Here is a 24,923-nt window from a genome sequence, read left to right on the forward strand (position 1 = left end):
CGCAGCGTGCCGAACCAGATCGTCGTCGCGGGCGCCTTGATCGTCGGCGCCAAACTTCTGGTGGCCCAACGCGACCGGCCTCCGGAACTCGCCGGACTGTGGGAACTGCCCGGCGGCAAGGTGACGCCGGGGGAGAGTGACGCCGCAGCACTGACCCGCGAACTCGACGAGGAACTGGGCGTCGAGGTCAGTGTCGGAGCCCAGCTGAGCGCCGAGGTGGCGTTGAGCGCGACGACGATCCTGCGGGCCTTCCGCGTCACGCAGACGGGCGGAACCCTGCACCCGCGTGACCATCGCGCGCTGCGCTGGGTGACCGCCGACGAGCTCGACGCGCTCGACTGGGTGCCCGCCGACCGTGCCTGGTTGCCGGAACTGACCGCCGTTCTGGCGCGGCACGACGGCGTCGACCGTAGGTCTTCTGGCGGAGATCGGCGGCCGGGAACGCCATAGCACCCACGCTCGGCGACCATTCCGCTGCGGTGACATGGCGCACACCGTGGCGACGCATCGACCGAACGCCCGAGGCGAATGCGTCGGCGGGACGGGCGTGGCTTCGACCACCGGCGGCCACCTCGGCGGCGCGTCGTGGCCCACCTTGGTGAACGGTCGCGTCGCTACCGGGTTCCGCGGCGCATGACGACGGCATCCGCGCAGCTCATCACGCCTTTCTGGCGCGTTTGAAGACCTTCTCCAACTCCTTGCCGCGAATACCCGAGAGTTCGGCTTTGTGCACCTTGTGGAGAACGAGTGGGCAGCGTTTACAGCGGGGTTTGCTGCGACAACACTTCTTCTTCGCCTTGAGCGTGGCGAACTCCGACGGCTTCACTTGTCCCTCTCCATGCGCGCGGGCGAAACCCGCCGTTTTCGCGATTGCATACCTACGCTGCGACAATCTGGAGGTGGATTCCCGCCCCAACTTTCGCAATGTCGCCATCGTCGCTCACGTCGACCACGGTAAGACCACCCTCGTCGACGCCATGCTCCGGCAGTCCGGAGCGCTGACGCACCGCGGTGACGACTCCGTCGAGCGCCTGATGGACTCCGGTGACCTGGAGAAGGAAAAGGGCATCACGATCCTGGCGAAGAACACCGCCGTGCATCGCCTCAATCCCGACGGCTCCATGACGGTCATCAACGTCATCGACACCCCGGGCCACGCCGACTTCGGTGGCGAGGTCGAGCGCGGCCTGTCGATGGTCGACGGCGTGCTGCTGTTGGTCGACGCGTCCGAGGGCCCGCTGCCGCAGACCCGCTTCGTGCTGCGCAAGGCGCTGACCGCGCACCTGCCGGTGATCGTGTGCGTCAACAAGACCGACCGTCCCGACGCCCGCATCGCCGAGGTGGTCTCCGAGAGCCACGACCTGCTGCTCGACGTCGCATCCGACTTGGACGAAGAAGCGCAGAAGGCCGCCGAGTTCGCGCTCGGCCTGCCGACGCTCTACGCCTCGGGTCGCGCAGGCATCGCCAGCACCACCCAGCCAGCCAACGGTGAGAACCCCGACGGCGAGAACCTCGACGTGCTCTTCGACGTGCTCCTCGAGCACATCCCCGAGCCCGAGGGTGACCCCGAGGCCCCGCTGCAGGCCCTGGTCACCAACCTCGACGCCTCGGCGTTCCTCGGCCGCCTGGCGCTGATCCGCATCTACAAGGGTCGGATCAAGAAGGGCCAGCAGATCGCGTGGATGCGCGAAGTGGACGGCCATCCCGTCATCACCAACGCGAAGATCACCGAACTCCTGGCCACCGAAGGCGTCGAGCGGACCAGCACCAACGAAGCGGTGGCGGGCGACATCGTCGCCGTCGCGGGTATGCCCGAGATCATGATCGGCGACACCCTCGCCGACGTCGACCACGCGCACGCACTGCCGCGCATCACCGTCGACGAACCCGCCATCTCGGTCACCATCGGCACCAACACCTCGCCGCTGGCCGGCAAGGTGTCCGGCCACAAGCTGACCGCCCGCATGGTGAAGGCCCGGTTGGACAGCGAACTGATCGGCAACGTGTCGATCAAGGTCGTCGACATCGACCGCCCCGACGCCTGGGAGGTCCAGGGCCGTGGCGAGTTGGCGCTGGCCATCCTCGTGGAGCAGATGCGTCGCGAAGGGTTCGAGCTCACCGTCGGCAAGCCGCAGGTGGTCACCAGGATGGTCGACGGCAAGCTGCACGAGCCGTTCGAATCGATGACCATCGACTGTCCCGAGGAGTTCGTCGGCGCGGTCACGCAGCTGATGGCCGCGCGCAAGGCCCGCATGGAGGAGATGGCCAACCACGCCGCGGGGTGGGTGCGCATGGACTTCATCGTCCCCAGCCGCGGGCTGATCGGCTTCCGCACCGACTTCCTCACGCTGACGCGCGGCACCGGCATCGCCAACGCCGTGTTCGACGGTTACCGCCCGTGGGCCGGCGAGATCAGGGCCCGCCACACCGGTTCGCTCGTGTCCGACCGCACCGGCAAGATCACGCCGTTCGCCTTGACGCAGCTGTCGGACCGCGGCCAGTTCTTCGTCGTGCCGGGTGACGACACCTACGAGGGCCAGGTCGTGGGCATCAACCCCCGCGCCGAGGACCTCGACATCAACGCCACCCGCGAAAAGAAGCTCACCAACATGCGCTCGGCCAACGCCGACGTCTTCGAAACGCTGGCCCGGCCGCTGGAAATGGGTCTGGAGCAGGCGATGGAGTTCTGCGCCGAGGACGAGTGCGTGGAGGTCACCCCCGAGGTGGTCCGCGTCCGCAAGGTGGAGTTGGCCGCGACGACCCGGGCCCGCTCTAAGTCGCGCTTGAAGGCCCGCAACTGACTCGGCGCGGCCCGATAGCCTGAAGGGCGTGCCGACGAACTTGCGACGAATAAGCTCCGTCGCCGGTGCTCTGACTGCCACGTTGATGCTGGTGGCGGCCTGTACCGTCAGCCCGCCGCCGGCGCCGCAAAGCACCGAGACGGCGGAGAGCACACCACCGCCGCCGCTCAAGGCGTCGCAGATCATCATGGCGATCGACGCCATCGGGCCGGGGTTCAACCCTCACCTGCTGTCGGACCAGTCGCCGGTGAACGCGGCCATCGCGTCCCTGGTGCTGCCGAGTTCGTTCCGCCCGATCCCCGATCCGCAGTCGCCGACGGGCTCGCGGTGGGAACTCGACCCCACCATGCTCGAGTCGGCGGAGGTGACGAGCGAGGATCCGTTCACCGTCACCTACAAGATCCGGCCCGAAGCCCAGTGGACCGACAACGCGCCGATCGCCGCCGACGACTACTGGTACCTGTGGCGTCAGATGGTCAGCGCGCCAGGCGTCGTCGACCCGGCGGGGTACGACCTCATCACCGGAGTCCAGTCCCTGGCGGGCGGCAAGACCGCCGTGGTGACGTTCTCCCAGGCCTACCCGGCGTGGCGGGAACTGTTCAACGACATCCTTCCCGCCCACATCGTCAAGGACGTGCCGGGCGGGTTCGCGGCCGGGCTGCTCAGGGCTCTTCCGGTGACCGGTGGGCAGTTCCGCGTCGACTCCATCGATCCGCAGCGCGACGAGATCCTGTTGGCGCGCAACGACCGGTATTGGGGTCAGCCCGCCAAACCGGATCAGATCCTGTTCCGCCGCGGTGGAGCGCCCGCCGTGCTCGCCGACTCGATCCGCAACGGTGACACCCAGGTTGCCCAGGTGCACGGCGGTCAATCCGCGTTCGTCCAACTCGGGGCCATCCCCGACGTCCGGACCGCGCGGATCGTCACGCCGCGCGTGATGCAGGTGACGCTGCGGGCCCAGCAACCGGCTCTTCAGGACACCCAGGTGCGCAAAGCGATCCTCGGGTTGCTCGACGTGGACCTGCTGGCCTCCGTCGGTGCGGGCAGCGACAACACCGTGACGCTGGCTCAGGCGCAGGTGCGGTCACCGTCGGATCCGGGGTACGCACCGACCGCGCCGCCCGCCCTGCCCCGGGAGGCCGCTCTGGACCTGCTGAAGGCCAGCGGTTACGTCGTCGAGCAGGAGGTGTCCTCGACGAGTCCGATGCCGCCGCCGACGCCGGGTTCGCCACCGCCGACCAGGGGGCGCATCAGCAAGGACGGCGAGCAGTTGCGATTCGTGCTCGGGGTCGCGGCCAACGACCCGACGTCGGTGGCCGTCGCCAACACCGCCGCCGACCAGCTGCGCAGCGTCGGCATCTCGGCGTCAGTCCTGGCGCTCGACCCGCCGGCGCTCTACGGCGACGCGCTGTCCCAGAACCGCGTCGACGCGATCGTCGGCTGGCACCAGGCGGGCGGCGATCTCGCGACCGCGTTGGCGTCGCGCTTCGGCTGCCCCGCGCTCGAGGCGACCGCGGTGCCCACCGCCCCGCCGAGCGGCACCCCGACTCCGATCCCGTCGACGACGACGTCGGCCACCCCGCCGCGCTCGACTACCACCACCGCCACGGCGACGACACCCCCGTCGGAACCCCAGTCCCCGTCGGGTCCCGATCAGCTCGTCCAGGCCCCCAGCAACCTGACCGGCATCTGCGACCGCAGCATCCAGCCGAACATCGACGCCGCGCTCGACGGCAGCCAGCCGATCGGCGACGTGCTCACCGCGGTCGAACCGAGATTGTGGAACATGGCGACCGTCCTGCCGATCCTGCAGGACACCACCATCGTCGCCGCGGCACCGAACGTGCAGAACGTGAGCCTGTCGGGCGCCGTCCCGGTCGGCATCGTCGGCGACGCGGGGAACTGGGTCAAGGGACCGCAGTAGCAGTCGAATTGCGTTCGCGCAGAATGCGAATGCCGTGTGACGTGAACGCCGCGGCGGCGAAGACGACGAACAGCCACACCGGCGGTCGTGCGAGTTCCCAGACGAAGAGCGCGGCGAACAGCGGTGCACGTTGGGTGATCGCCAAAACGCCTGCAGCACAGGCGAGTGCCACCGCGGCGACCTGAAAGTGAGTGCCCGCCACGTGATTCAGGGCAAGGGTGGCGACGGTGCCCGCCGCGGCCCCGGTCGCCAGCGCGGGGGTGATCATGCCGCCGACCGCGCCCGCCCTCAGGAACAGTGCCGTCAGCAGCGGTTTGAGGAACAGGATGACCGCCGCGCCGCCGAGCGTCAGGCTGGCGTCGACGCTGACGGTCAGGATGCTGCGTCCGTTGCCCGGAAGTTCCGGCCACCAGATCGAACAGACGCCCGTCGCGAGGCCCGCGAGCGCGATCGCGGGAATCAGCAGCCACGACCGCATTTGCGGCCGGGGCCGCGCGAGCGACGTCACCTTGTCGAACGCCAACCCGACGGCGACGGACAGCGGCGCTATCGCGCAGGCGAGGAACACGAACAGGTACGACAGTTTCGGATCGGGCCACACCAGCGAGTGCTCGAGGTGGGTGACGGGTGAGGACACCGCGACCGCCAGGCTCGAGGTGATCAGCGCCGTGCCCACCGCGCGGGGATGCCACGTGCCGAGCACGATGCGCACCGCGAACAGCGCGCCGCCCACCGGGACGCCGTACACCGCACCGAGGCCCGCCCCCGCCGCGCACGCGAGCAGGATCTCGCGGTCCCTCGGGGTCAGCGACCACCGCGACGTACCCCAGTCGCCCAGGGCCGCGGCCAGCTGGCGGGGCGCACCCTCGCGGCCCAGGGACGCCCCGGCGCCGACGAGGAGCACCTGCAGGCCCGCGTCGGCCGACATCCGCCACCTCGGGATCGGTCGGTGCTCGGCGATGGTCGCGGACAGCCCCGGCACGTCGCCGCCGCGGCGCAACAGCCACCACCCGAAGCCGGCCAGCGTGCCGCCGATCATCGGTCCGACGGCGCGCCGGACCGGGCTGCTGCCGCCGACGCCGGTCAGCAGCGTGCCAAACGAGTAGTGGTAGACGAGGTGTTCCACCCCGTGCAGCAGGAGTGTGGTGGCCGCGCCAGCCACGCCGGCCAACAGCCCGATCATCACGACGGCACAGCCGTACTCAACGGTGCGCCGCGTCACGGGGTGAACCTATCTTGTGGGGATGGAGAATCCACGACTGTTGTTCGTCCACGCGCATCCGGACGACGAGACGCTGACCACCGGTGCCACCATCGCCCACTACGTGGCCCGCGGCGCCCAGGTTCAGGTGGTGACCTGCACCCTCGGCGAGGAGGGTGAGGTGATCGGTGACCGCTACGCACAGTTGGCTGCCGACGCAGCCGATCAGCTCGGCGGCTACCGCATCAGCGAACTGACCTCTGCGCTAAGCGAATTGGGGGTCGACGGCCCCCGCTTCCTCGGCGGTGCGGGGCGGTGGCGCGACTCCGGCATGGCGGGCACCCCGGCCCGCGACGGCAGGCAGAGGTTCGTCGACGCCGATCCGGCCGAGGCGGTCGCGGCGCTCGTCGCCGTCATCCGCGACCTGCGTCCCCACGTCGTCGTCACCTACGACCCCAACGGCGGCTACGGCCACCCCGACCACATCCGCGCCCACGAGGTGACGACGGCTGCCGTCGCCGCCGCGGCCGGAACCGGTCACCCCGGCGAACCGTGGCAGGTGCCCAAGTTCTACTGGACCGTCATGGCGCGCACCGCGGTCGAAACGGGCATGCGGGAACTCGCCGACCTCGATCTGCCTGCCGAGTGGATCCGGGTGTCGGCCGACGACTTCGCCGCCGTCGTCGGCGCGATCGACGACGCGGACGTCGACGCGGTGGTCGAGGCGCCGGAGAGCCGCGACGCCAAGGTCGCCGCGCTCCGAGCCCACGCCACGCAGGTGACGGTCGAACCGGGCGGCCGCGCGTGCACGCTGTCGAACAACGTCGCGCTACCGATTCCTGCCGATGAGTACTACGTGCTGGTCGAGGGCACGGCAGGCCCACGGGACGGTCGAGGTTGGGAAACCGATCTTTTAGCCGGCGTGAACCTGGGATAGCAACGTCGAGAAGGGGTACGCTTCGATCGATTAGCGGCCCCCGCTGTGATCGATCAGCGACCCCGACGAAGGGATGGCGATGGACCCGGATCTGGATCCCAACCTGCAACATTGGCAGGATCGCTTGGACAGCCTTCAGTGGGTCATCGGCGGCATGGTCGGCCTGCTCGACAGCGTTCCCACCTGACCACTCGATCTTCTGGCCGGCTGCGGTTCGCCGCGCTGGCCGTTCTCACGCTCGACGGGGTTCTGTCTGCCGTCGTCGGCGCCTTCTTCCTGCCGCTCTACGTCGGTGCCATTCCGGTGCCCGTCAGCGGCCTGATCAGCGGTTTGCTGAACCTGGCCCTGGTGTGGGCGGCGTTGCAGTGGGAGTCGTCGCCCCGACTCGCGGCGCTGCCGCTGTGGGCCTGGTTGATCACCACTCTCGGGCTGACGTTGGGCGGGCCGGGTGGTGACATCGTCCTCAGCGGCGCCGGGGTCATGCAGTTGGCGCCGGTGATCTTCGTGGTGCTCGGCGGCGGGCCGCCGGCCTACTTCCTGTGGCGGCTGACGTCGAGGGTCGCCGCCTAGCCTTCGTCGTTCCCCGCGGGACTGGGTGTATCGGATCCGGTGGGGGAGTTCGCCGTTTCGGTGTCCGGCTCCGCGGCGGGCGCGGTCGCCGTCGTGGGGTGCGTTCCCGTCGTGGTTCCGGTGCTAGTCGTGGTTCCGGTGGTGGTGGCCGTGGTGGCCGTGGTGGCCGTGGTGGTCGTCGTGCCGGTGGTGCCGGTGGTGCCGGTCGTGCCGCGCACCTCGCCCTGGGCCTGCACGCCGCCGACCGCGGTCGTCGTGGGCGGCTTGGGCGACGCGGTGGCCTCGGGTGTTTCAGACGGCTCGGCGGTTGGGCTGGGCTCGGCGGTGGGGCTGGGCTCGGCGGTGGGGCTCGGCTCGGCGGTCGGGCTCGGCTTGGCCGTCGGGCTCGGCTCGGCGGTTTCCGAAGGCTCAGCCGTTTCCGGTGGCTCCGCGGTCTTGGTGGGCTCAGCCGTCTCGGACGGCTCGGCCCCCGTCTCTGGGGTCTCCCCGGCCTCCGGCGCCTCCTGAATCTCCTTGACCGCTGACGCATCCTCGACGACCGGCATCTCCCGCGCCGCCGCAAGCGGCCGCGGCGGGAGCGGCGGGATCAGCCAGCCGAAGAAGTAGTTGAACTCGGCGACACCGGTGTTGATCGCGGCGTTGACCGACGTCTGCCCCACCGCGATGAGGCCGTTGACGTAGGACGCCAGGTTCAGCGGGTCGTTCACCACGGGGACGACCAGCTGGTACACGATGCTGTCGGAGATCGGCAGGATCAGGTTGTAGTAGAAGATGTTGACCTGGTCGGCGATGGCGTACCCGAACGGGACGAAGCCGAGGGCGTAATCGGCGAGCTGGACCCCGTAGGTCACCCAGTAGCGGAGGAATTGGTAGCCGGAGACGATGGCGTCCGAAGCCGCGTTGAGGGTGGCGGGGGCGTCGATCGCGGGGGACAAGCCTGCGGGGTCGATCCGCGCCATGGCCGCGGTCGCGGCGGCGAAGTGCGCGGGATTCGGTGGCGTCGCGATCAGTGAGCGCACGGCTGCGGCCAGCTCGACCCGCGGTGCCGGCTGCACCTGCGCGGCGACGGCGGTCGAACCCGTTGGCGCAGCGGCGGGCGCGGTCGGCGGGATTGCCACGACGGCCGCCGCGGTGAGCGTGGCGACACCCACGCGAAGGCAAGAACCGATAGATCCACCCATGAATGTGCTCCCCCGAGATCCGTCGCCGATGCCGCTGCTCGGTAAGTTACGCGGTCGCACCCCTCGTCGGAGCGAGATGGCCCTGCAACTCGGGGCCGTTCTGGCGCTACTGTGGCCGGTATGCCTGTGGCAGTGGTTTCAGATTGTGGGACGCGCGGATGATTTCGGACGACCACGGGGTTACAGGGGAGTGGCTCTGAACCCCCAGCGTGGTGCCGATCTGCCCATTCCCGTCGTGCCTCCGGCCCCGGCGGGGCCGAGTGCGCCGTCGCCCGCCGCGGTGCGGCGTGTTTTGCGACGTGCCCGTGACGGGGTGGCACTGAACGTCGACGAAGCCGCGATCGCGATGACGGTGCGCGGCGCGGACCTCGAGGACCTGATGGCCAGCGCGGCCAGGGTGCGCGACGCGGGTCTGACCGCGGCGGGCCGGGTGGGCGCCACCGGCAAGCTGCCGGTCAGCTATTCGCGCAAGGTGTTCATCCCGATCACGCACCTGTGCCGCGACACCTGCCACTACTGCACCTTCGTCACGGTCCCCGGAAAGCTTCGGGCGGCGGGCAAGGGCATGTTCATGGAGCCCGACGAGATTCTCGACGTCGCGCGTCGTGGTGCCGAGTTGGGTTGCAAGGAAGCACTTTTCACCCTGGGTGATCGGCCCGAGGCGCGGTGGCCGGAAGCCAAGCAGTGGCTCGACGAACGCGGATATGATTCGACGCTGGCCTACGTCAGGGCCATGGCGATCCGGGTCCTGGAGGAAACGGGCCTGCTGCCCCACCTGAATCCTGGCGTGATGACCTGGTCGGAGCTCTCAGCGCTCAAGCCGGTCGCGCCGTCGATGGGCATGATGCTGGAGACCACGTCACGGCGGTTGTACGAGACGAAGGGCCTGGCTCACTACGGCAGCCCCGACAAGGATCCCGCCGTGCGTCTGCGGACGCTCGACGACGCGGGCCGGCTGTCGGTGCCTTTTACGACCGGCCTCCTCGTCGGCATCGGTGAGAACCTCACCGAACGCGCCGAGACCATGCATGCGATTCGCCGCTCCCACAAGGAGTTTGGCCACGTACAAGAAGTGATCGTGCAGAACTTCCGGGCCAAGGATCACACCGCGATGGCGAGCACGCCGGACACGGGAATCGACGACTTCCTGGCGACGGTGGCCGTGACCCGGCTGGTGTTGGGCCCGAAGATGCGCATCCAGGCACCGCCGAATCTGGTGTCGCGCGAGGAGTGCCTGGCGCTGATCGGCGCCGGCGTCGACGACTGGGGCGGCGTCTCGCCGCTGACCCCGGACCACGTCAACCCCGAACGCCCGTGGCCCGCACTGGACGAGCTCGCCGCGGTGACCGCCGAGGCCGGCTACGACCTGGTGCAACGTCTGACCGCGCAGCCGCAGTACGTGCAGGCCGGTGCGGCGTGGATCGACCCCCGGGTGCGAGGACACGTCGACGCGCTGGCCGATCCGGAGACCGGCTTCGCCCGCGACGTCAACCCGGTTGGGCGCCCGTGGCAGGAACCCGACGAGGCGACCGAGTCGCTGGGACGCACCGACCTAAACACCGCGATCGACTCCGAAGGCCGGCTCACCGAGACGCGCAGCGACCTCGGCAGTGCGTTCGGCGATTGGGAGTCCATCCGGGCCAAGGTCGACGAGCTCGCGGCCCGGGCCCCGGAACGCATCGACACCGACGTGCTGGCCGCACTGCGCGCCGCGGAGTCCAACCCCGCGGGCCTGAGTGACGACGCCTATCACGCGCTGGCCACCGCCGACGGCCCGGCCATGGATGCCGTTGCCGCGCTTGCCGATTCGTTGCGACAAGACGTGGTCGGGGACGACGTGACGTTCGTGGTAAACCGCAACATCAACTTCACCAACATCTGCTACACCGGGTGCCGGTTCTGCGCGTTCGCCCAGCGCAAGGGTGACGCCGACGCCTTCTCGCTGTCCACCGACGACGTCGCCGACCGCGCGTGGGAAGCCCACGTCGCCGGTGCCACCGAGGTCTGCATGCAGGGCGGCATCGATCCGGAGCTGCCCGTCACCGGGTACGCCGACCTGGTTCGTGCGGTGAAGGCCCGGGTGCCGTCGATGCACGTGCACGCCTTCTCGCCGATGGAGATCTCCAACGGCGTCACCAAGAGCGGGACGTCGATCCGCGAGTGGCTGACGAATCTGCGGGAAGCCGGGCTCGGCTCGATTCCCGGGACGGCCGCGGAGATCCTCGACGACGAAGTGCGCTGGGTGCTGACCAAGGGCAAGCTGCCGACCTCGGCGTGGATCGAGGTCATCACCACGGCCCACGAAGTCGGTCTGCGGTCCAGTTCGACGATGATGTACGGCCACGTCGACACCCCGCGGCACTGGGTCGGGCACCTCAACGTGCTGCGCGACATCCAGGACCGCACCGGTGGTTTCACCGAGTTCGTGCCGCTGCCGTTCGTGCACCAGTCCTCGCCGCTGTACCTGGCGGGCGGCGCCCGGCCGGGGCCCACGCACCGCGACAATCGCGCGGTACATGCGTTGGCTCGAATCATGTTGCACGGCAGGATCTCCAACATCCAGACCAGTTGGGTCAAGCTCGGCGTCGAGCGCACCCAGGTGATGCTGCGTGGTGGTGCCAACGACTTGGGCGGCACCTTGATGGAGGAGACCATCTCGCGGATGGCGGGCTCGGAGAACGGGTCGGCGAAGTCCGTCGAGGAGCTGGTGTCGATCGCCGAGGGCATCGGCCGCCCGGCACGTCAACGCTCCACCACCTACGACGCCTTGGTCGCCTGACGCGGGAAATCGCGCAAGTCGTGAACCGGTAACAGGTCCGGCACGTATACAGAGGGACAGCCCCGAACCGAGGAGCCCCCTTGACAACGATTGCCGGCCTACCCGCGCACGCCCTGCTCGTCCACGCCATCGTGGTGCTCGCGCCGCTCGTCGCGGTGCTCGAAATCCTGTGCGGCTTTTGGCCCGCCGCGCGCCGCCGCCTGGTGTGGTTGGTGTTGGCCCTCGCCGCCGTCACGACGGTGTTGACGCCCATCACCACCGAGGCCGGGGAGTGGCTGTTGAAGAGCGGTGGTCAGCCGCGCCCGATCCTGCTGGAGCACGCCGAGCGCGGCGACTGGATGATCTACTTCTCCGTCGCGCTGCTGGTGGTCGCCGTCGCCCAGGCGGTGCTGCACGTCCTGGAGAACCGGTCCGACACGCCACGTAAGGTCGCGACCGTCGTCGTCGCGGTGGCGGCTCTCGTCGTGGGGGTGTCCTCGATCGTGACGGTCGTCCGGATTGGCGACGCGGGTGCCCAAGCTGTGTGGGGCGAACGGGGCTGATCCGCGCGAGTTGGGCTCGGGCGTGCTACTCGTAGGGGGTGACTTCACCCCAGACCGACACCGCCGACGGCCGTCCCCGCGCTCGTGGCCTCGCCATCCCGTTGGCCGGCCGGCCCGGTCCGTTCAACGCGATCACCGACGTCCCCGGTGTCGAAGTGGGAACCGTCACCTTGATCGAGGGTGACGGCGTGCGCACCGGCGTCACCGCGATCCTGCCCCGCGGACGCGACGGCGTCGGGCGGCCGTGCGCGGCGGGGTGGCACTCACTCAACGGCAACGGTGAGATGACCGGCACCACGTGGATCGAAGAGTCCGGAGCCTTCAATCTGCCCGTCGTGCTTTCGAATACGCATGCCGTCGGCGCCTGTCACACCGGCGTCGTGAGTTGGGTCAACCGCGTGGCGCCCCGGGTGGCGCGCCAATGGCTGCTACCGGTCTGCGGTGAAACGTGGGACGGCTATCTCAACGACATCAACGGCGGGCACGTACGGCCCGAACACGTTGAGCAGGCGCTGGATTCGGCTGCCTCCGGCGCGGTGGCGGAAGGTTCGGTCGGCGGCGGAACCGGGATGAACTGCTATGAATTCAAGGGCGGCAACGGAACTGCGTCGCGGGTCGTCGAGTACGGAGCGCACGAGTTCACCGTCGCGGCGTTCGTGCAGGCGAACTTCGGCGCCCGCGCCGAGCTGACCGTGGCGGGCCGGCCCGTCGGGTCGCTGCTGGACGTCGAGAATCCGCTGGACTCGGACTGGTTCGCGGCGGATCTCGGATTGCGGCCCCCGCCTGGCGCCGGTTCCGTCATCGTCGTCGTCGCGACCGACGCGCCGCTGCTGCCCGGCCAGTGCAAGGCGTTGGCGCGGCGGGTGCCGTTGGGTTTGGCGAGGACCGGGACCACGGGCAGCCACTTCTCCGGCGACATCTTCCTGGCGTTCTCGACCGCGGAGGCCGACGGGCTGCAGAGCGCCTTTCCGATCGAGTCGCCCGCCGACGACGAGTTCGGCTCGCTGCGGTTCCTGCCGTGGGGTCGGATGGATGCGTTCTACACGGCCGTCGTCCAGTCGGTGGAGGAAGCGGTGCTCAACGCGCTGGTGGTCAACGAGGACATGGTCGGCCGCGACGGGCATCGGTCCCCCCGGTTGCCGATCGAAGCGCTGACGGAACTGCTGCGCTAGGCCCGGAACAAATGTGGACCATGGTCCGTTTATCCTGAAGAGGTGCCGGGTAGGCCGGCCCCAAGCCAAGGAGAAACAGACATGACTGCATCGGTAGCGAGCGCCCTGAGCACCGGCACGTGGGCCATCGACCCCGCCCATTCGTCGATCAGTTTTTCGGTACGGCACCTGATGGTGAGCAAGGTGCGCGGCAGCTTCGAGGCGTTCACCGGCGCGATCGTGGTTGCCGAGGACGGCACCCCGTCTGTCTCCGCAGAGATTGCCGTCGACTCGGTCAACACCGGTAACGAGCAGCGTGACGCGCACGTGAAGGCCGCCGACTTCTTCGACGTCGAGAACCACCCCACCGCCACCTTCGTCTCGACCGACGTGCGCGCCGACGGTGACGACTACGTCCTCGGTGGCAACTTCACCCTCAAGGGCGTGACCAAGCCGATCGACCTCAAGCTCGAGTTCAACGGCGTCAACCCGGGCATGGGCCACGGCGAGGTCGCCGGCTTCACCGCGACGGTCGTGCTCAACCGCAAGGACTTCGGCGTCGACATCGACATGCCGCTGGAGACCGGCGGCACCGTCATCGGTGACAAGGTCACCATCACCCTCGAGATCGAGGCGCTGAAGCAGGCCTAGTTCGTGCGATTTGTGCACGCGCAGTAGCGGTCGCCGCAACTGCGCGTGCACGAATCGAGGCGGCTACAGCCGGGCGGCGAGCTCCGTGCCCTGGCGGATCGCGCGCTTGGCGTCGATCTCCGCTGCGACGTCCGCCCCACCGATGACGTGTGGTTGGACGCCGTTGCGCCGCAGCCCGTCCGCCAGATCACGGACCGACTCCTGCCCGGCGCAGATGACGACGTTGTCGACGGCGAGCAGCCGTGGGTCCGAGTGGTCGGAGCCGAAGCTGATGTGCAGGCCGTCGTCGTCGATGCGTTCGTAGTTCACGCCCGACAGTTGTTGAACGCCATTGGCCTTCAACGACGCTCGGTGTACCCAGCCCGAGGTCTTCCCGAGGCCACGGCCCTGGGCGCCCTTGCTGCGCTGCAGTAGGTAGACCTCGCGGACCGGCGGCAGCGGGATGGGCGTCGTCAGCCCGCCGCGCGTGCCGGGGGCGTCCTGTGGGTTCAGGGCGCCCCATTCCGCTTGCCATTCCTTGACGTTCATCCCCGCCTGCGCGGTGACCAGGAACTCGCTGACGTCGAAACCGATGCCGCCCGCGCCGACCACCGCGACGCGGTCGCCGATCGGTGCGCCGAGGATCGCGTCGGCGTAGGACAGCACCATCGGGTGGTCGACGCCGGGGATGTCGGGCACCCGCGGCACGACCCCGGTGGCCAGCACCACGTCGTCGAAGTTCCCCAGCTCGCGAACCCCGGCGCGGGTGTTCAACCGCACGTCCACGCCGTGCTTGGCGAGCATCGCGGTGTAGTAGCGGATCGTCTCGGTGAATTCCTCCTTGCCGGGAATCCTTCTGGCCAAGTCGAATTGGCCACCGATGGCGCTGGACGCCTCGAACAGCGTCACGGCGTGGCCCCGCTCGGCAGCCGTCACCGCGACCGCCAGCCCGGCAGGTCCGGCTCCGACGACGGCGATCCGCTTGCTCCGTTTGGTCGGACCCAGCATCAAGGTGGTCTCGTGACCCGCGCGTGGGTTGAGCAGACACGACACCGTCTTGTGCACGAAGGCGTGATCGAGACAGGCCTGGTTGCAGGCGATGCACGTGTTGATCTCGGCGGCGGCGTCGGCGGCGGCCTTGTTCACCCAGTCGGGGTCGCTCAGCAGCGGTCGTGCCATCGACACCAGTTGGACCGCCCCGTCTGCGAGGATCTGTTCGGCGGCCTGCGGCATGTTGATCCGGTTGGACGCGACGACGGGTATCTGGACGTGTTGGGCCAGGGCGTTGCTGACGTCGACGAACGCGCTGTTGGGCACCGACGTGACGATGGTGGGCACCCGGGACTCGTGCCAGCCGATGCCGGTGTTGACGATGGTCGCGCCGGCGGCCTCGACTTCGATTGCGAGCGCGACGATCTCGTCCCAGGTCTGCCCGTCGTCGACGTAGTCGGCCATCGACATGCGGTAGCAGATGACGAAGTCGCGCCCGACCGCTTCCCTGGTGCGTCGCACGATCTCCACGGGCAGCCGGCGGCGCTTCTCGGCGGTTCCGCCCCACGCGTCGGTCCGCTTGTTGGTGCGCGGCGCGAGGAACTGGTTCAGCAGATAGCCCTCGCTGCCCATGATTTCCACGCCGTCGTACCCAGCCTCGCGGGCCAGCAGGGCGCAGCGCACGAAGTCGTCGACGGTGCCCTCCACGTTGCGAAGTCGCCGCGGCCGGAACGGGTTGATCGGCGCCTTGATCGACGATGCGCTGACCGAAAGGGGATGGTAGGCATAGCGTCCCGCGTGGAGAATCTGAAGCAGGATCTTGCCGCCCTCGTCGTGCACGGCGGCGGTGATGCGGCGATGACGTCGGGCGTCCGACGGCGACAGCATCTCGGCGGCGAACGGCAGTAGCCAGCCGGTGCGGTTGGGGGCGTATCCGCCGGTGATGATGAGCCCGACCCCGCCGCGGGCGCGCTCGACGAAGTAGGCGGCCAGCCGGTCGGTGTCGCGGGCTCGGTCTTCGAGGCCGGTGTGCATCGAGCCCATCACTACCCGGTTGCGAAGGGTGGTGAAGCCAAGGTCCAAGGGGGACAGCAGGTTCGGATACCTAGTCACGATCTGGTCCTCCCAGGGCGGTGAGTACTTCGTCCAGCCAGTGCAGTGACCCCTCTTCGGCGAGGATGCCGCCGCGCAGCACCAGGTGTTGGTGCATCGCAGCGCCGGTCAGCGCTGACGGGTCGGGGAATTGGCGCTTCTCGAAACCGCGGTAGACGTCGAGTTGTCGTGTCCGCTCGTCGCGCAGCTCGAGTACCTGCGCGCGTAGTGCATCGGTGTCGCCGTAGGTCGCGCCACGGATCTTCACCGCCAGGTCGCGCGTTCGTGAGTCGGTCACCGCGCTGCCGCGGCCGGTGAGCGGCTCGGCGATCCAGCGCCGCAGTTCGTCGCGGCCGGTGTCGGTGACGCCGTAGACCTTCTTGTCGGGTCTTCCGCTCTGCGCGACGACGTCGACGTGCACCCAACCGTCGGCCTCCATCGTCCGAAGGGTTCGGTAGATCTGCTGATGGGTGGCGGCCCAGAAGTAGCCGATGCTGCGGTCGAACCGTCGGGCCAGCTCGTATCCCGAGCCCGTCTGTTCGCTCAGCGACACCAGAATCGCGTGCGGGAGTGCCACGTTCGGCAGCGTAGGCGTTACCGCCGGTACTGTGCAACCAGTTGCACATGGGCGACAAGGCGAAACGTGACGAAAGCGACTAGGCGACTTGTATGTGCTACGTCTAGTATCAGTAACCGTGGGCCACCCTTACGGGCGGCGCGCGAAGTTAGGACACACTGAGACAGGCGTCCAGGTACGGGCATCGCATACTTGCTTCGGCTTCTCGGTGGTCCATCAGGTTCCACCCAGGTCCCAACCGACCAGCAGCCCACTGGACAGGAGAGACATCAGTGACGTACACCATTGCCGAACCCTGTGTCGACATCAAAGACAAGGCATGTATCGAAGAGTGCCCCGTCGACTGCATCTACGAGGGCGCACGCATGCTGTACATCCACCCCGATGAGTGTGTGGACTGCGGCGCCTGCGAACCGGTGTGCCCGGTCGAGGCCATCTACTACGAAGACGACGTCCCCGACCAGTGGGGCGGCTACACCCAGCACAACGCGGACTTCTTCTCCGAGCTGGGATCGCCCGGCGGTGCGTCGAAGGTCGGTCAGACCGACAACGACCCCCAGGCGATCAAGGACATGCCGCCTCAGGGTGAGGACAGCTGAGCCAGTTCGGGCGCCTTTCGGCGTCGTTGCCGGTCTTCCCCTGGGACACCCTGGCTGACGTCACGGCCAAGGCCAGGGCGCACCCCGACGGCATCGTCGACCTGTCCGTCGGCACACCGGTTGACGACGTAGCCGACGTCATCCGAAACGCCTTGGCGGCTGCCAGTTCGGCCCCCGGCTATCCGACGACGGCCGGAACACCGGCACTTCGGGCGTCGGCCGTCGAGGCACTTCGCCGTCGCTACGGGATCACCGAACTCGCCGCGGACGCCGTGCTGCCGGTCATCGGCACCAAGGAACTGATCGCCTGGCTGCCGACGCTGCTCGGCATCTCCCGTGACGACGTCGTCGTGGTGCCGGAGTTGGCGTATCCGACCTACGACGTCGGCGCGCGCCTGGCTGGTGCGGAGGTGGTGGCCGCCGATTCGCTGACCCAGCTCGGACCGCGCGTCCCCAAGCTCGTCTTCGTGAACTCGCCGAGCAATCCGACGGGTGCGGTGCTCGGCGTCGAGCACCTGCGCAAGGTCGTGCAGTGGGCGAGGAGTCGAGGCGCGTTGGTCGCCTCCGACGAGTGCTACCTCGGCCTCGGTTGGGATCCGTACGCGGTTCCGGTGTCTGTGCTGCACCCTTCGGTGTGCGACGGCGACCACACCGGCCTGCTCGCGATCCATTCGCTGTCGAAGACCTCGTCGCTGGCCGGCTATCGCGCGGGTTTCGTCGCGGGCGATCCCGCGGTGGTGGCCGAGCTGCTCGCGGTGCGCAAGCACGCCGGGATGATGGTGCCGACGCCGATACAGGCGGCCATGATCGCCGCGCTCGACGACGACGCACACGAGGCGGTGCAAAAGCAGCGCTATGCCCGTCGCCGAGAGGTTCTCCTGCCTGCGGTGCGTGCCGCCGGGTTCACCGTCGACCACTCCGAGGCGGGGCTCTACCTGTGGGCCACCCGCGATGAGCCGTGCCGGGACACCGTCGCCTCGCTTGCCGACCTCGGGATCTTGGTGGCGCCCGGCGAGTTCTACGGTCCCCGCGGCGCTCGGCACGTGCGGATGGCGTTGACGGCCACCGACGAGCGGATCGACGCCGCGGCCCGCCGCCTAACTCTTTAGCGCCGAGTGTGGAGTTTTGCCACGCCGTCATGCGAGTAGGCGTGGCATAACTGCACATTCGTGGAGCCACGGACACCCCGCTGCGTCTAGTGCGGCGAACACTCGCTGCAGGATCACCGTCCGTCGATGGCGCAACAGGTCGGCACTGACGCGGATGATTCGCCAGCCGAGCGCAGTCAGGACGGCGTGCCGGTCGATGTCGTGCGCGAATCGGGCGGGGTCGGTCCAGTGCTGTGCCCCGTCGTATTCGACGCCGACCCGAAACTCCTCCCACCCCATGTCGACCCGGGCGAATGGGTAGCCGACGTCGTCGAGGACGTCGATCTGAGTGCTCGGCGCTCGAAAGTTCGCTTCCATCAACAACAGCCGAGTCCGCGTCTCCTGAGGTGACTCCGAGCCACCGTCCATCACGTCGAGGACCTCGCGAAGCTGTACCAGCCCTCGCGCCCCGCGGTGCGCTTCGACCAGCGGGTGCACCAGCGGGGCGTCGACGCCGCAGGCGTTGGCGAGCGCGTCGACTCGAATCACCGCCCTCTCGAACCCCTTTCGGCGGCCAAGGTCGAAGACGGTCCGGGCCGGCGTGGTGACGGACATGCCGTCGACCGTCGTCACTTCGTCGTCAAGCAGAGTCTCGCGGTGGACGACGATGCCGTTCGCGCTGGCTTCGGTCCTGGTGAGCTCGGCGGGCTCGTCCGGGGAGATCCACTGCGAGCCGTGCAGCACCGAGGCCGACAGCCCGGCGACCGTGGCGCGCCGCCCCGACCACAGCCAGGCCGCGACGGCTCGATCACGTGCGGTCAGTTCTTGGCCGGCGGGCAGGAACACGTTGCGATGGATCACCTGGTTGCGACTGTGCAACGTCCGCCGGGTGAATTGGCCGCGGGCCAGGGCTTCGGTGCCGACGAAGGGTCCGGTGATCGGGTGCACGCGACCCACGCAACCACTGCCCACCACCCGCCCTCGCCCGTCGCGGGCGGGATTGCCGGCATCTCGTGGATGAATCGTCGACTGTGCACAACCCGCCGAATGTGCACTTGTGTCACGCCGGCATGCGGGTTGGCGTGACACAAGTCCACACTCGGCGGCAAGAGGGAAGAGGGTCAGGGCACCCGCAGGCTCAGTGACAGCAGCAGCCGCACGTCGGGATCCGCCAGCGAGCTCCCCAGAATCTCCTCGATCCGCCGGACGCGATACCGCACCGTGTTGGGGTGGACGTGCAGCCCCGCCGCGGCCGCCGCCACGTCACCGAACGCGTCGAGGTAGGCCCGTAGGGTGTCCACCAGGACGGGGTCCTTCTCCCGCAGCGCGCCAACCCGCGGGTCGACCAGGCGGTCGTCGGCGGCGATCATCGTGACGATCTCGTCGAGCAGCACCGTGGTCCGCGATTCGGCCAGCGAGGTCACCTGACCGATCGCGCCGGGGTGGCGTTCGGCGCTGTCGAGCACGCGGTCGACCTCCGCCCGTGCGGCGGCAGCCCCAGCGAGACCCGTTGTCGGAGTGGCGATCGCGGCCCGCAGCTCAAGGCTCAGCTCGTTGCGCAGGGCGCCGATGGTGCCGCGGATCCACGACGACACCGCCGAGACCTTGCCGGAGTGTGGAAACAGCACGTAGACCCGCGACGGGCCGGCGGCCACCTGTGCATCCCGACGAAAGGCGCTGGCGCTCAACGCAAGGACGTCGGCGAGCCGGCCGGGCGCACCCGCGGCGCCGTCGAAGCCGATGACCGCGACTCGCCCGTCCGCCACGACGCCGAGTTCACGCGCCACGTCGGCCACCTGCGCGTCGTCGAGGGAGGCCTCGCGCAGGCCGAGCAGTTCCTGCACGCGCACCGCGTGGGTCGACGGGGTGGCCGCGAGCCGGGAGATGATCCGCGCGGCAAGCACTCCCGCGCCGCGGAGTACGTCGTCGGCGTCCTCGGCCAGCGGCCGGGAACCCTCCTGCAGCCAGATGGTGCCCGCGAACACGGGCCCACGCCCGCGGCCCGACGCGAGGTGATGGATGCCGACCGCGCGCCGCGGCCGTAGGCCCAGTTCCGGCCTGGCGTCGACGCGGACGACGTCGCCGGTGGCCCTCAGCGCGTCGAAGATGCCGGCCCGCCCGATCCAGGCCAGATGCTCGGGCGGTCCCGCGCGGCCGAGGATCGACAGGCGGCGCAGCTCGTCGGCCTCGTCGTTGGACGCCGAGTAGGCCAGCACGTGGGACTGCACGTCCTCGACGCTGACCATGCCGTGGGTGCGGTCGGCGATGGACTGCGCCAGACCGAAGAGGTCGGTGCTCGGGTCGTAGCGCGGGTCCGCCCGGTCGCCGTGATGGTCGAAGACGTGGTCCACCAGCCGGTACAGCCGCTCCCATCGGGCCCTCGGTTCGACGGCGACGACGGCCGTGCCCACCGCGACGGCGCGCGCCACCACCGCGTCGGACGGCTCCTTGACGAAGATCGCGGCGGGCACCCGCCGGGAGGTCTGCTGAACCAGCCAGGCCAGCACGTCGTCGTCGCCGACGCCGAGGATGAAGAAGACGTCGGCCGAGCTGGCGCCGACCGCCAGTCCGAGGCGGACGTCGTCGGCGTCGATCAACGCGGCTGAAGCAACCGGCAGGTCGAGACCGCGTGGGGCGTCGACCAAGGTCACCATGGTCGCGTCCAGCGCGAGCAGCAGCTGGCCCAGTCCCACACCGGGAGGCTTCACGTTGGCCGATGCTACTTGGTGGACGGACGTAGTTTGTCCGATCGGCCAAAGGTCCAGACCCCTCGATGAGAGACGCTGATCACATGAGCGCTTTCTCCGCCGTCACCGACGTTCCCGTCCCCGCCAACGAGCCGGTGCTTGAATACGCACCAGGCAGCCAGGAGCGCGCGACGCTCCTGCGCGAGCTGAGCGCGCTCAACGCGGCCGACCCGGTCGACCTGCCGCACGTGATCGGCGGCAAGCACACGATGGGCGCCGGTGAGCGCGTCGACGTCGTGCAGCCGCACCGCCACAGCGCGGTGCTCGGCACCCTGACCAACGGCGGGCACACCGAGGCGACCGCCGCCGTCGCCGCCGCGACCGACGCCAAACGAGCATGGGAGGCGACGCCGTTCGATGAGCGGGCCGCCGTCTTCCTGCGCGCTGCGGACCTCCTTGCCGGACCGTGGCGGGCCAAGCTCGCCGCGGCCACCATGCTCGGCCAGTCCAAGAGCGCCTACCAAGCCGAGATCGACGCGTCGTGTGAGCTCGCCGACTTCTGGCGGTTCAACGTCGCCTTCGCCAGGCAGCTCATGGCGCAGCAGCCGGTCAGCTCGCCCGGCGTGTGGAACCGGACCGAGTACCGTCCGCTCGAGGGTTTCGTCTACGCGATCACGCCCTTCAACTTCACCGCGATCGCAGGCAATCTGCCCACCGCCCCGGCGTTGATGGGCAACACCGTGGTGTGGAAACCGTCTGTCACGCAGACGTTCTCGGCCTACCTGACCATGCAGCTGCTCGAGTCGGCCGGTCTTCCGCCCGGCGTGATCAACCTCGTCACCGGTGACGGTTTCGCCGTGTCCGAGGTGGTGCTCGCCGACCCCCGGCTGGCCGGCATCCACTTCACCGGGTCGACCGCGACGTTCCAGCACCTGTGGCGCGAAGTGGGCGCCAACATCGAGCGCTACGACACGTACCCGCGGCTGGTCGGCGAGACCGGCGGCAAGGACTTCGTCGTCGCACATTCCTCGGCGCGCCCAGACGTGTTGCGCACCACCCTCATTCGGGGCGCCTTCGACTACCAGGGGCAGAAGTGCTCGGCGGCCTCGCGTGCGTTCGTGCCGCGGTCGGTGTGGCAGCAGATGGGCGACGACTTCCTCGACGCCACCGACAAACTTTCCTACGGCGACGTGTCCGACCTGTCGAACTACGGTGGCGCGCTGATCGACGAACGCTCCTTCACCAAGAACGTGAACGCCATCGAACGCGCGAAGGGTGCGGCGGGGGTGACCGTGGCGGTCGGCGGTGAATACGACGACAGCGAAGGCTATTTCGTCCGCCCCACGGTGCTGCTGTCCGACGACCCGACCGACGAGGCGTTCTCGCAGGAGTACTTTGGCCCGATTCTGGCGGTCCACGTCTACGACGACGACCGCTGGGACGACGTTCTCGGTGTCGTCGACTCCGGCTCCAAGTACGGTCTGACCGGCGCGGTGATCGCCGACGACCGCAGCGCCGTGCTCACCGCCCAGGAGCGACTTCGCCACGCGGCGGGCAACTTCTACGTCAACGACAAGCCCACCGGTGCCGTCGTGGGGCAGCAGCCCTTCGGCGGGTCGCGGGCCTCGGGCACCAACGACAAGGCCGGTTCTCCGCTGAACCTGCAGCGCTGGACGTCGGCACGCTCGATCAAGGAGACCTTCGTGGCGCCGGTCAGTCACGACTACCCCCACATGGAGGGCTGACCGATGGGTGTCTTCCAACAGTTCGCCCGCCCCGCGATCTTGGCCGCCGCCAGGTCCGACGGGCTCCGCCGCACCGCCGAGCGGATGCCCGTGACCCGGCGCGTGGTGCACCGCTTCGTCCCTGGTGAGACCGTCGAGCATGCGCTGACGTCGGTTGCGGAACTGCGTGATTCGCGCCGCTTGGTCTCGATCGACTACCTCGGTGAGGACGTCACCGACGCCGACGCGGCCGACGCCACCGTCCGGGCCTACTCCGAACTGTTGGACGCCCTCGGTCAGCGCGACGAGGTGGCCGACGGGCCGCGGCCGCTGGAGGTCTCGCTGAAACTGTCGGCGCTGGGGCAGGCGCTGCCCCGCGACGGCGAGAAGATCGCCCTCGAGAACGCCCACCTCATCTGTACCAAGGCGCGCGACGCGGGCATCTGGGTGACAGTCGACGCCGAGGACCACGCGACCACCGATTCGACGTTGTCGATCGTGCGTGATCTGCGTGGCGACTTCCCTTGGTTGGCAACGGTTTTGCAAGCCTATCTGAAGCGAACCGAGGGTGACTGCAAGGACTTCGCCGCCGCCGGCGCGCGAATTCGGCTCTGCAAGGGCGCGTACGACGAACCCGCATCGGTGGCCTACCGCGACGCCGAGGCGGTCACCGACTCCTATCTGCGATGCCTGCGCGTGCTGATGGCGGGGGACGGCTATCCGATGGTGGCATCGCACGACCCCGCGATCGTCGATGCCGTGCCCGCCATGGCGCGCGAATTCGGCAGAGGGGTAGACGACTTCGAGTACCAGATGCTCTACGGCATTCGCGACGGCGAGCAGCGACGGCTCGCCGAGGAGGGCAACCACGTCCGGGTGTACGTCCCGTTCGGCACGCAGTGGTACGGCTATTTCGTCCGCCGCATCGCCGAGCGGCCAGCCAACCTGACGTTCTTCCTACGGGCGCTTGCCGAGCGGCGGCGCTGACCTCAGCACTGCTCGTACGCGTAACCCTCACGTCCCGGTGCGACGAGGTCGCGGTCCCGCAGGATCGTCAGCGGCGCCCGGTCCGGTGAACTGCACACGTCGCGGAACGGCATGGGCAGGTCGTCGGTGTACTCGATCTGCAAGACGTGCTCCCCGTACACCTTTCGGTACCGATCGCATTCGTGGTACGTCGCGCACTCCTCGGTGACGGCGAAGTCGAAACCAACGTCGTGGCGGCCCATTTCGGTCCATTCGGCGGCGTTCTTCTGACCGATCGCCAACCCGCGGCCGTGGGCGATGCCCGCGAAGGAACGCGCCAGCTCGATCGCGCCGGCCCGGTCGACACTGGAGAACCGGGTGAACGTGTCGAAGTTGTCGACCTCGACGGCGTCGAAACCCTTGTCCGCGCAGCCGGACAGCAGCGGTCCCAGCGCGTCGACGATCAGCGCGCGCTGTGGTGCGGTCGACGGGTCGAGCACGTACTCGTCGGGCCAGTCGGGGTCGGTGACGGGTTCGCCGTCGGCGTCGCGCAGCAGAGCCGAGCCGTAGTCGCGGAGCCAGCGGTCACCGTCACCGGGCTGGGTCTGAAACCCGTTCACGTAGCAGACGTTGTAGGCCCCGGGCATCGGCGCGGCGGTGGCGTCGCGAGCGACGACGGCCAACCCGGCAATGTCGGCGGCGCCTCCCAGCTGATAGTCGAAGGACCCCGAGACGGGTGGCAGGCGCACCTGGGCGGGCTGGGCGGACGAGGTAGGCGGGACGACCGGGGCGGCCGGGGTGGGCGGGTTGGGCGCCGAACAGCCCGACAGCACGGCCACCGCGAGCAGCAATGCGGAAAGTCGGCCGCTCACCGGCGGTCGGCGAGCCGCAGCAGCATCCACGCCGCGATCGTCTGCGCGTCGGTGATGGTGCCGTCGACGATCATCTCGTCGATCCGGTCGCCGGTGAACCACTCGCTGTGCATGTCTTGTTCTTCCAGCTCGCGTTCGTGCTCGCCCTCGGTGATCCCGGTCGCGAGGAAGACCCAGCCCCGCTGGCTGCTCATCCCTGGCGCGACGTCGAGCTGGCCAAGCACCACCATCGACTCGGCGCGTAGCCCGGTCTCCTCCCGCAGTTCGTCGGCGGCGAGCTCGGCGGGTGGCGGCTGTTCGCCCTCCAACGTTCCCGGGGCGGTGCCCTGCGGGAACTCCCATCGGCGCAATCCGATGGGGTAGCGGAACTGTTCGACGAGCCGGTAGCGGTCGCCTGTTTGATCGCTCCCCACGTCCGCGTCTGCCTGATCGCTCCTCGCGTCCGCGGTGTCTCGGGCGATCACCAGGGCGTACGTCGGCTTGTCGACGACGCCGTAGATGCCGAGGGTGCCGTCGGGCCTTCGAATGTCGTCCTCGCGAATGATCATCCAGGCATTGCGATATACCTCACGCGAGCTGACGCGTTCAACGGGATCCACCTGACCAGTATCG

Annotated in this window: 21 protein-coding genes; 13 read left to right on the top strand and 8 right to left on the bottom strand. The window is 69.0% G+C overall.

Features of this window, described 5'->3' with window-relative positions; all coding sequences use genetic code 11:
• Positions 1–6 precede the first annotated feature (6 nt).
• The 3 genes from ASD37_RS27875 to ASD37_RS27885 all read left to right on the top strand — a co-directional run bounded on the left by ASD37_RS27875 (position 7) and on the right by ASD37_RS27885 (position 4,725).
• On the top strand, positions 7–450 hold the full coding sequence (locus tag ASD37_RS27875) for a (deoxy)nucleoside triphosphate pyrophosphohydrolase (protein WP_056559494.1): 444 nt from the start codon (positions 7–9) through the stop codon (positions 448–450).
• Positions 451–899: 449 nt separating this feature from the next.
• Positions 900–2,801, top strand: a complete 1,902-nt coding sequence (gene typA / locus ASD37_RS27880) for a translational GTPase TypA (protein WP_056559497.1) — start codon at positions 900–902, stop codon at positions 2,799–2,801.
• Between the two features lie 85 nt (positions 2,802–2,886).
• Positions 2,887–4,725, top strand: a complete 1,839-nt coding sequence (locus tag ASD37_RS27885) for an ABC transporter family substrate-binding protein (RefSeq protein ID WP_156721163.1) — start codon at positions 2,887–2,889, stop codon at positions 4,723–4,725.
• Here ASD37_RS27885 and ASD37_RS27890 read toward each other — a convergent pair.
• Complete coding sequence (locus tag ASD37_RS27890) at positions 4,709–5,947, bottom strand: chloride channel protein (protein ID WP_056559502.1); 1,239 nt, start codon at positions 5,945–5,947, stop codon at positions 4,709–4,711. The genes ASD37_RS27885 and ASD37_RS27890 overlap by 17 nt on opposite strands.
• 22 nt (positions 5,948–5,969) lie before the next feature.
• Between ASD37_RS27890 and mshB the strand changes: the two genes are divergently transcribed.
• Together mshB and ASD37_RS27900 are read left to right on the top strand one after the other, a co-directional pair.
• Positions 5,970–6,863, top strand: a complete 894-nt coding sequence (gene mshB / locus ASD37_RS27895) for an N-acetyl-1-D-myo-inositol-2-amino-2-deoxy-alpha-D-glucopyranoside deacetylase (RefSeq protein ID WP_056559505.1) — start codon at positions 5,970–5,972, stop codon at positions 6,861–6,863.
• 138 nt (positions 6,864–7,001) lie between these two features.
• Complete coding sequence (locus ASD37_RS27900) at positions 7,002–7,433, top strand: hypothetical protein (RefSeq protein ID WP_056559508.1); 432 nt, start codon at positions 7,002–7,004, stop codon at positions 7,431–7,433.
• On the opposite strand, the gene ASD37_RS32585 is transcribed toward ASD37_RS27900, so the two are convergent.
• Entirely contained in the window at positions 7,430–8,584 is a 1,155-nt protein-coding gene (locus ASD37_RS32585; protein WP_056559511.1) for a hypothetical protein, read from the bottom strand. The two genes, ASD37_RS27900 and ASD37_RS32585, sit on opposite strands and share 4 nt — an antisense overlap.
• 220 nt (positions 8,585–8,804) lie before the next feature.
• Between ASD37_RS32585 and ASD37_RS27910 the strand changes: the two genes are divergently transcribed.
• The 4 genes from ASD37_RS27910 to ASD37_RS27925 all read left to right on the top strand — a co-directional run bounded on the left by ASD37_RS27910 (position 8,805) and on the right by ASD37_RS27925 (position 13,737).
• Positions 8,805–11,393, top strand: a complete 2,589-nt coding sequence (locus tag ASD37_RS27910; protein ID WP_056559515.1) for a bifunctional FO biosynthesis protein CofGH — start codon at positions 8,805–8,807, stop codon at positions 11,391–11,393.
• An 80-nt stretch (positions 11,394–11,473) separates the two neighbouring features.
• Positions 11,474–11,935: a DUF2231 domain-containing protein gene (locus ASD37_RS27915; protein ID WP_056559520.1), complete on the top strand. Its 462-nt coding sequence runs from the start codon at positions 11,474–11,476 to the stop codon at positions 11,933–11,935.
• Positions 11,936–11,973: 38 nt separating this feature from the next.
• Positions 11,974–13,107, top strand: coding sequence for a P1 family peptidase (locus ASD37_RS27920; protein ID WP_056559523.1), 1,134 nt, complete (start codon positions 11,974–11,976; stop codon positions 13,105–13,107).
• Positions 13,108–13,188: 81 nt separating this feature from the next.
• The gene (locus ASD37_RS27925) at positions 13,189–13,737 is read left to right on the top strand and encodes a YceI family protein (RefSeq protein ID WP_056559525.1); all 549 of its coding nucleotides are present in this window, start codon (positions 13,189–13,191) and stop codon (positions 13,735–13,737) included.
• Positions 13,738–13,800: 63 nt separating this feature from the next.
• Here ASD37_RS27925 and ASD37_RS27930 read toward each other — a convergent pair whose 3' ends face one another.
• Together ASD37_RS27930 and ASD37_RS27935 are read right to left on the bottom strand one after the other, a co-directional pair.
• A complete protein-coding gene (locus ASD37_RS27930) occupies positions 13,801–15,822 on the bottom strand; it encodes an NADPH-dependent 2,4-dienoyl-CoA reductase (protein WP_056559528.1) in 2,022 nt (673 codons plus the stop codon).
• Positions 15,812–16,375 carry a PadR family transcriptional regulator gene (locus ASD37_RS27935; RefSeq protein WP_056559531.1) on the bottom strand — a complete coding sequence of 188 codons (564 nt, stop codon included), beginning with the start codon at positions 16,373–16,375 and terminating at the stop codon, positions 15,812–15,814. The genes ASD37_RS27930 and ASD37_RS27935 overlap by 11 nt, the downstream gene beginning before the upstream one ends.
• Positions 16,376–16,647: 272 nt before the next feature.
• Between ASD37_RS27935 and fdxA the strand changes: the two genes are divergently transcribed.
• Together fdxA and dapC are read left to right on the top strand one after the other, a co-directional pair.
• Positions 16,648–16,974, top strand: coding sequence for a ferredoxin (gene fdxA / locus ASD37_RS27940; RefSeq protein ID WP_056559534.1), 327 nt, complete (start codon positions 16,648–16,650; stop codon positions 16,972–16,974).
• A complete protein-coding gene (gene dapC, locus ASD37_RS27945) occupies positions 16,971–18,083 on the top strand; it encodes a succinyldiaminopimelate transaminase (protein ID WP_056559535.1) in 1,113 nt (370 codons plus the stop codon). Before fdxA ends, dapC begins: the two co-directional genes overlap by 4 nt.
• A 27-nt stretch (positions 18,084–18,110) precedes the next feature.
• On the opposite strand, the gene ASD37_RS27950 is transcribed toward dapC, so the two are convergent.
• Both ASD37_RS27950 and ASD37_RS27955 read right to left on the bottom strand, forming a co-directional pair.
• Positions 18,111–19,001 (bottom strand): DUF559 domain-containing protein, encoded by an 891-nt coding sequence (locus ASD37_RS27950; protein WP_056560031.1) that lies wholly within the window; start codon positions 18,999–19,001, stop codon positions 18,111–18,113.
• Between the two features lie 182 nt (positions 19,002–19,183).
• Entirely contained in the window at positions 19,184–20,770 is a 1,587-nt protein-coding gene (locus tag ASD37_RS27955; protein WP_056559539.1) for a CdaR family transcriptional regulator, read from the bottom strand.
• 83 nt (positions 20,771–20,853) lie between these two features.
• Between ASD37_RS27955 and pruA the strand changes: the two genes are divergently transcribed.
• Both pruA and ASD37_RS27965 read left to right on the top strand, forming a co-directional pair.
• Positions 20,854–22,494: an L-glutamate gamma-semialdehyde dehydrogenase gene (gene pruA / locus ASD37_RS27960; protein WP_056559543.1), complete on the top strand. Its 1,641-nt coding sequence runs from the start codon at positions 20,854–20,856 to the stop codon at positions 22,492–22,494.
• A 3-nt stretch (positions 22,495–22,497) separates the two neighbouring features.
• Positions 22,498–23,460: a proline dehydrogenase family protein gene (locus ASD37_RS27965; protein ID WP_056559546.1), complete on the top strand. Its 963-nt coding sequence runs from the start codon at positions 22,498–22,500 to the stop codon at positions 23,458–23,460.
• 2 nt (positions 23,461–23,462) lie between these two features.
• Here ASD37_RS27965 and ASD37_RS27970 read toward each other — a convergent pair whose 3' ends face one another.
• Both ASD37_RS27970 and ASD37_RS32070 read right to left on the bottom strand, forming a co-directional pair.
• Positions 23,463–24,341 carry an endo alpha-1,4 polygalactosaminidase gene (locus tag ASD37_RS27970; protein WP_235568576.1) on the bottom strand — a complete coding sequence of 293 codons (879 nt, stop codon included), beginning with the start codon at positions 24,339–24,341 and terminating at the stop codon, positions 23,463–23,465.
• Complete coding sequence (locus tag ASD37_RS32070) at positions 24,308–24,910, bottom strand: NUDIX hydrolase (protein ID WP_056560032.1); 603 nt, start codon at positions 24,908–24,910, stop codon at positions 24,308–24,310. Before ASD37_RS32070 ends, ASD37_RS27970 begins: the two co-directional genes overlap by 34 nt.
• Positions 24,911–24,923: the final 13 nt, after the last annotated feature.

The sequence above is a fragment of the Mycobacterium sp. Root135 genome (genome assembly GCF_001426545.1).
Lineage (GTDB): Bacteria > Actinomycetota > Actinomycetes > Mycobacteriales > Mycobacteriaceae > Mycobacterium.

Excerpts from the sequence above, each read along its gene's own strand:
- ASD37_RS27925 (WP_056559525.1), top strand. The coding sequence starts at position 13,189 with ATGACTGCATCGGTAGCGAGCGCCCTGAGCACCGGCACGTGGGCCATC.
- mshB (WP_056559505.1), top strand. The coding sequence starts at position 5,970 with ATGGAGAATCCACGACTGTTGTTCGTCCACGCGCATCCGGACGACGAG.
- ASD37_RS27965 (WP_056559546.1), top strand. The coding sequence starts at position 22,498 with ATGGGTGTCTTCCAACAGTTCGCCCGCCCCGCGATCTTGGCCGCCGCC.
- ASD37_RS27885 (WP_156721163.1), top strand. The coding sequence starts at position 2,887 with ATGCTGGTGGCGGCCTGTACCGTCAGCCCGCCGCCGGCGCCGCAAAGC.
- pruA (WP_056559543.1), top strand. The coding sequence starts at position 20,854 with ATGAGCGCTTTCTCCGCCGTCACCGACGTTCCCGTCCCCGCCAACGAG.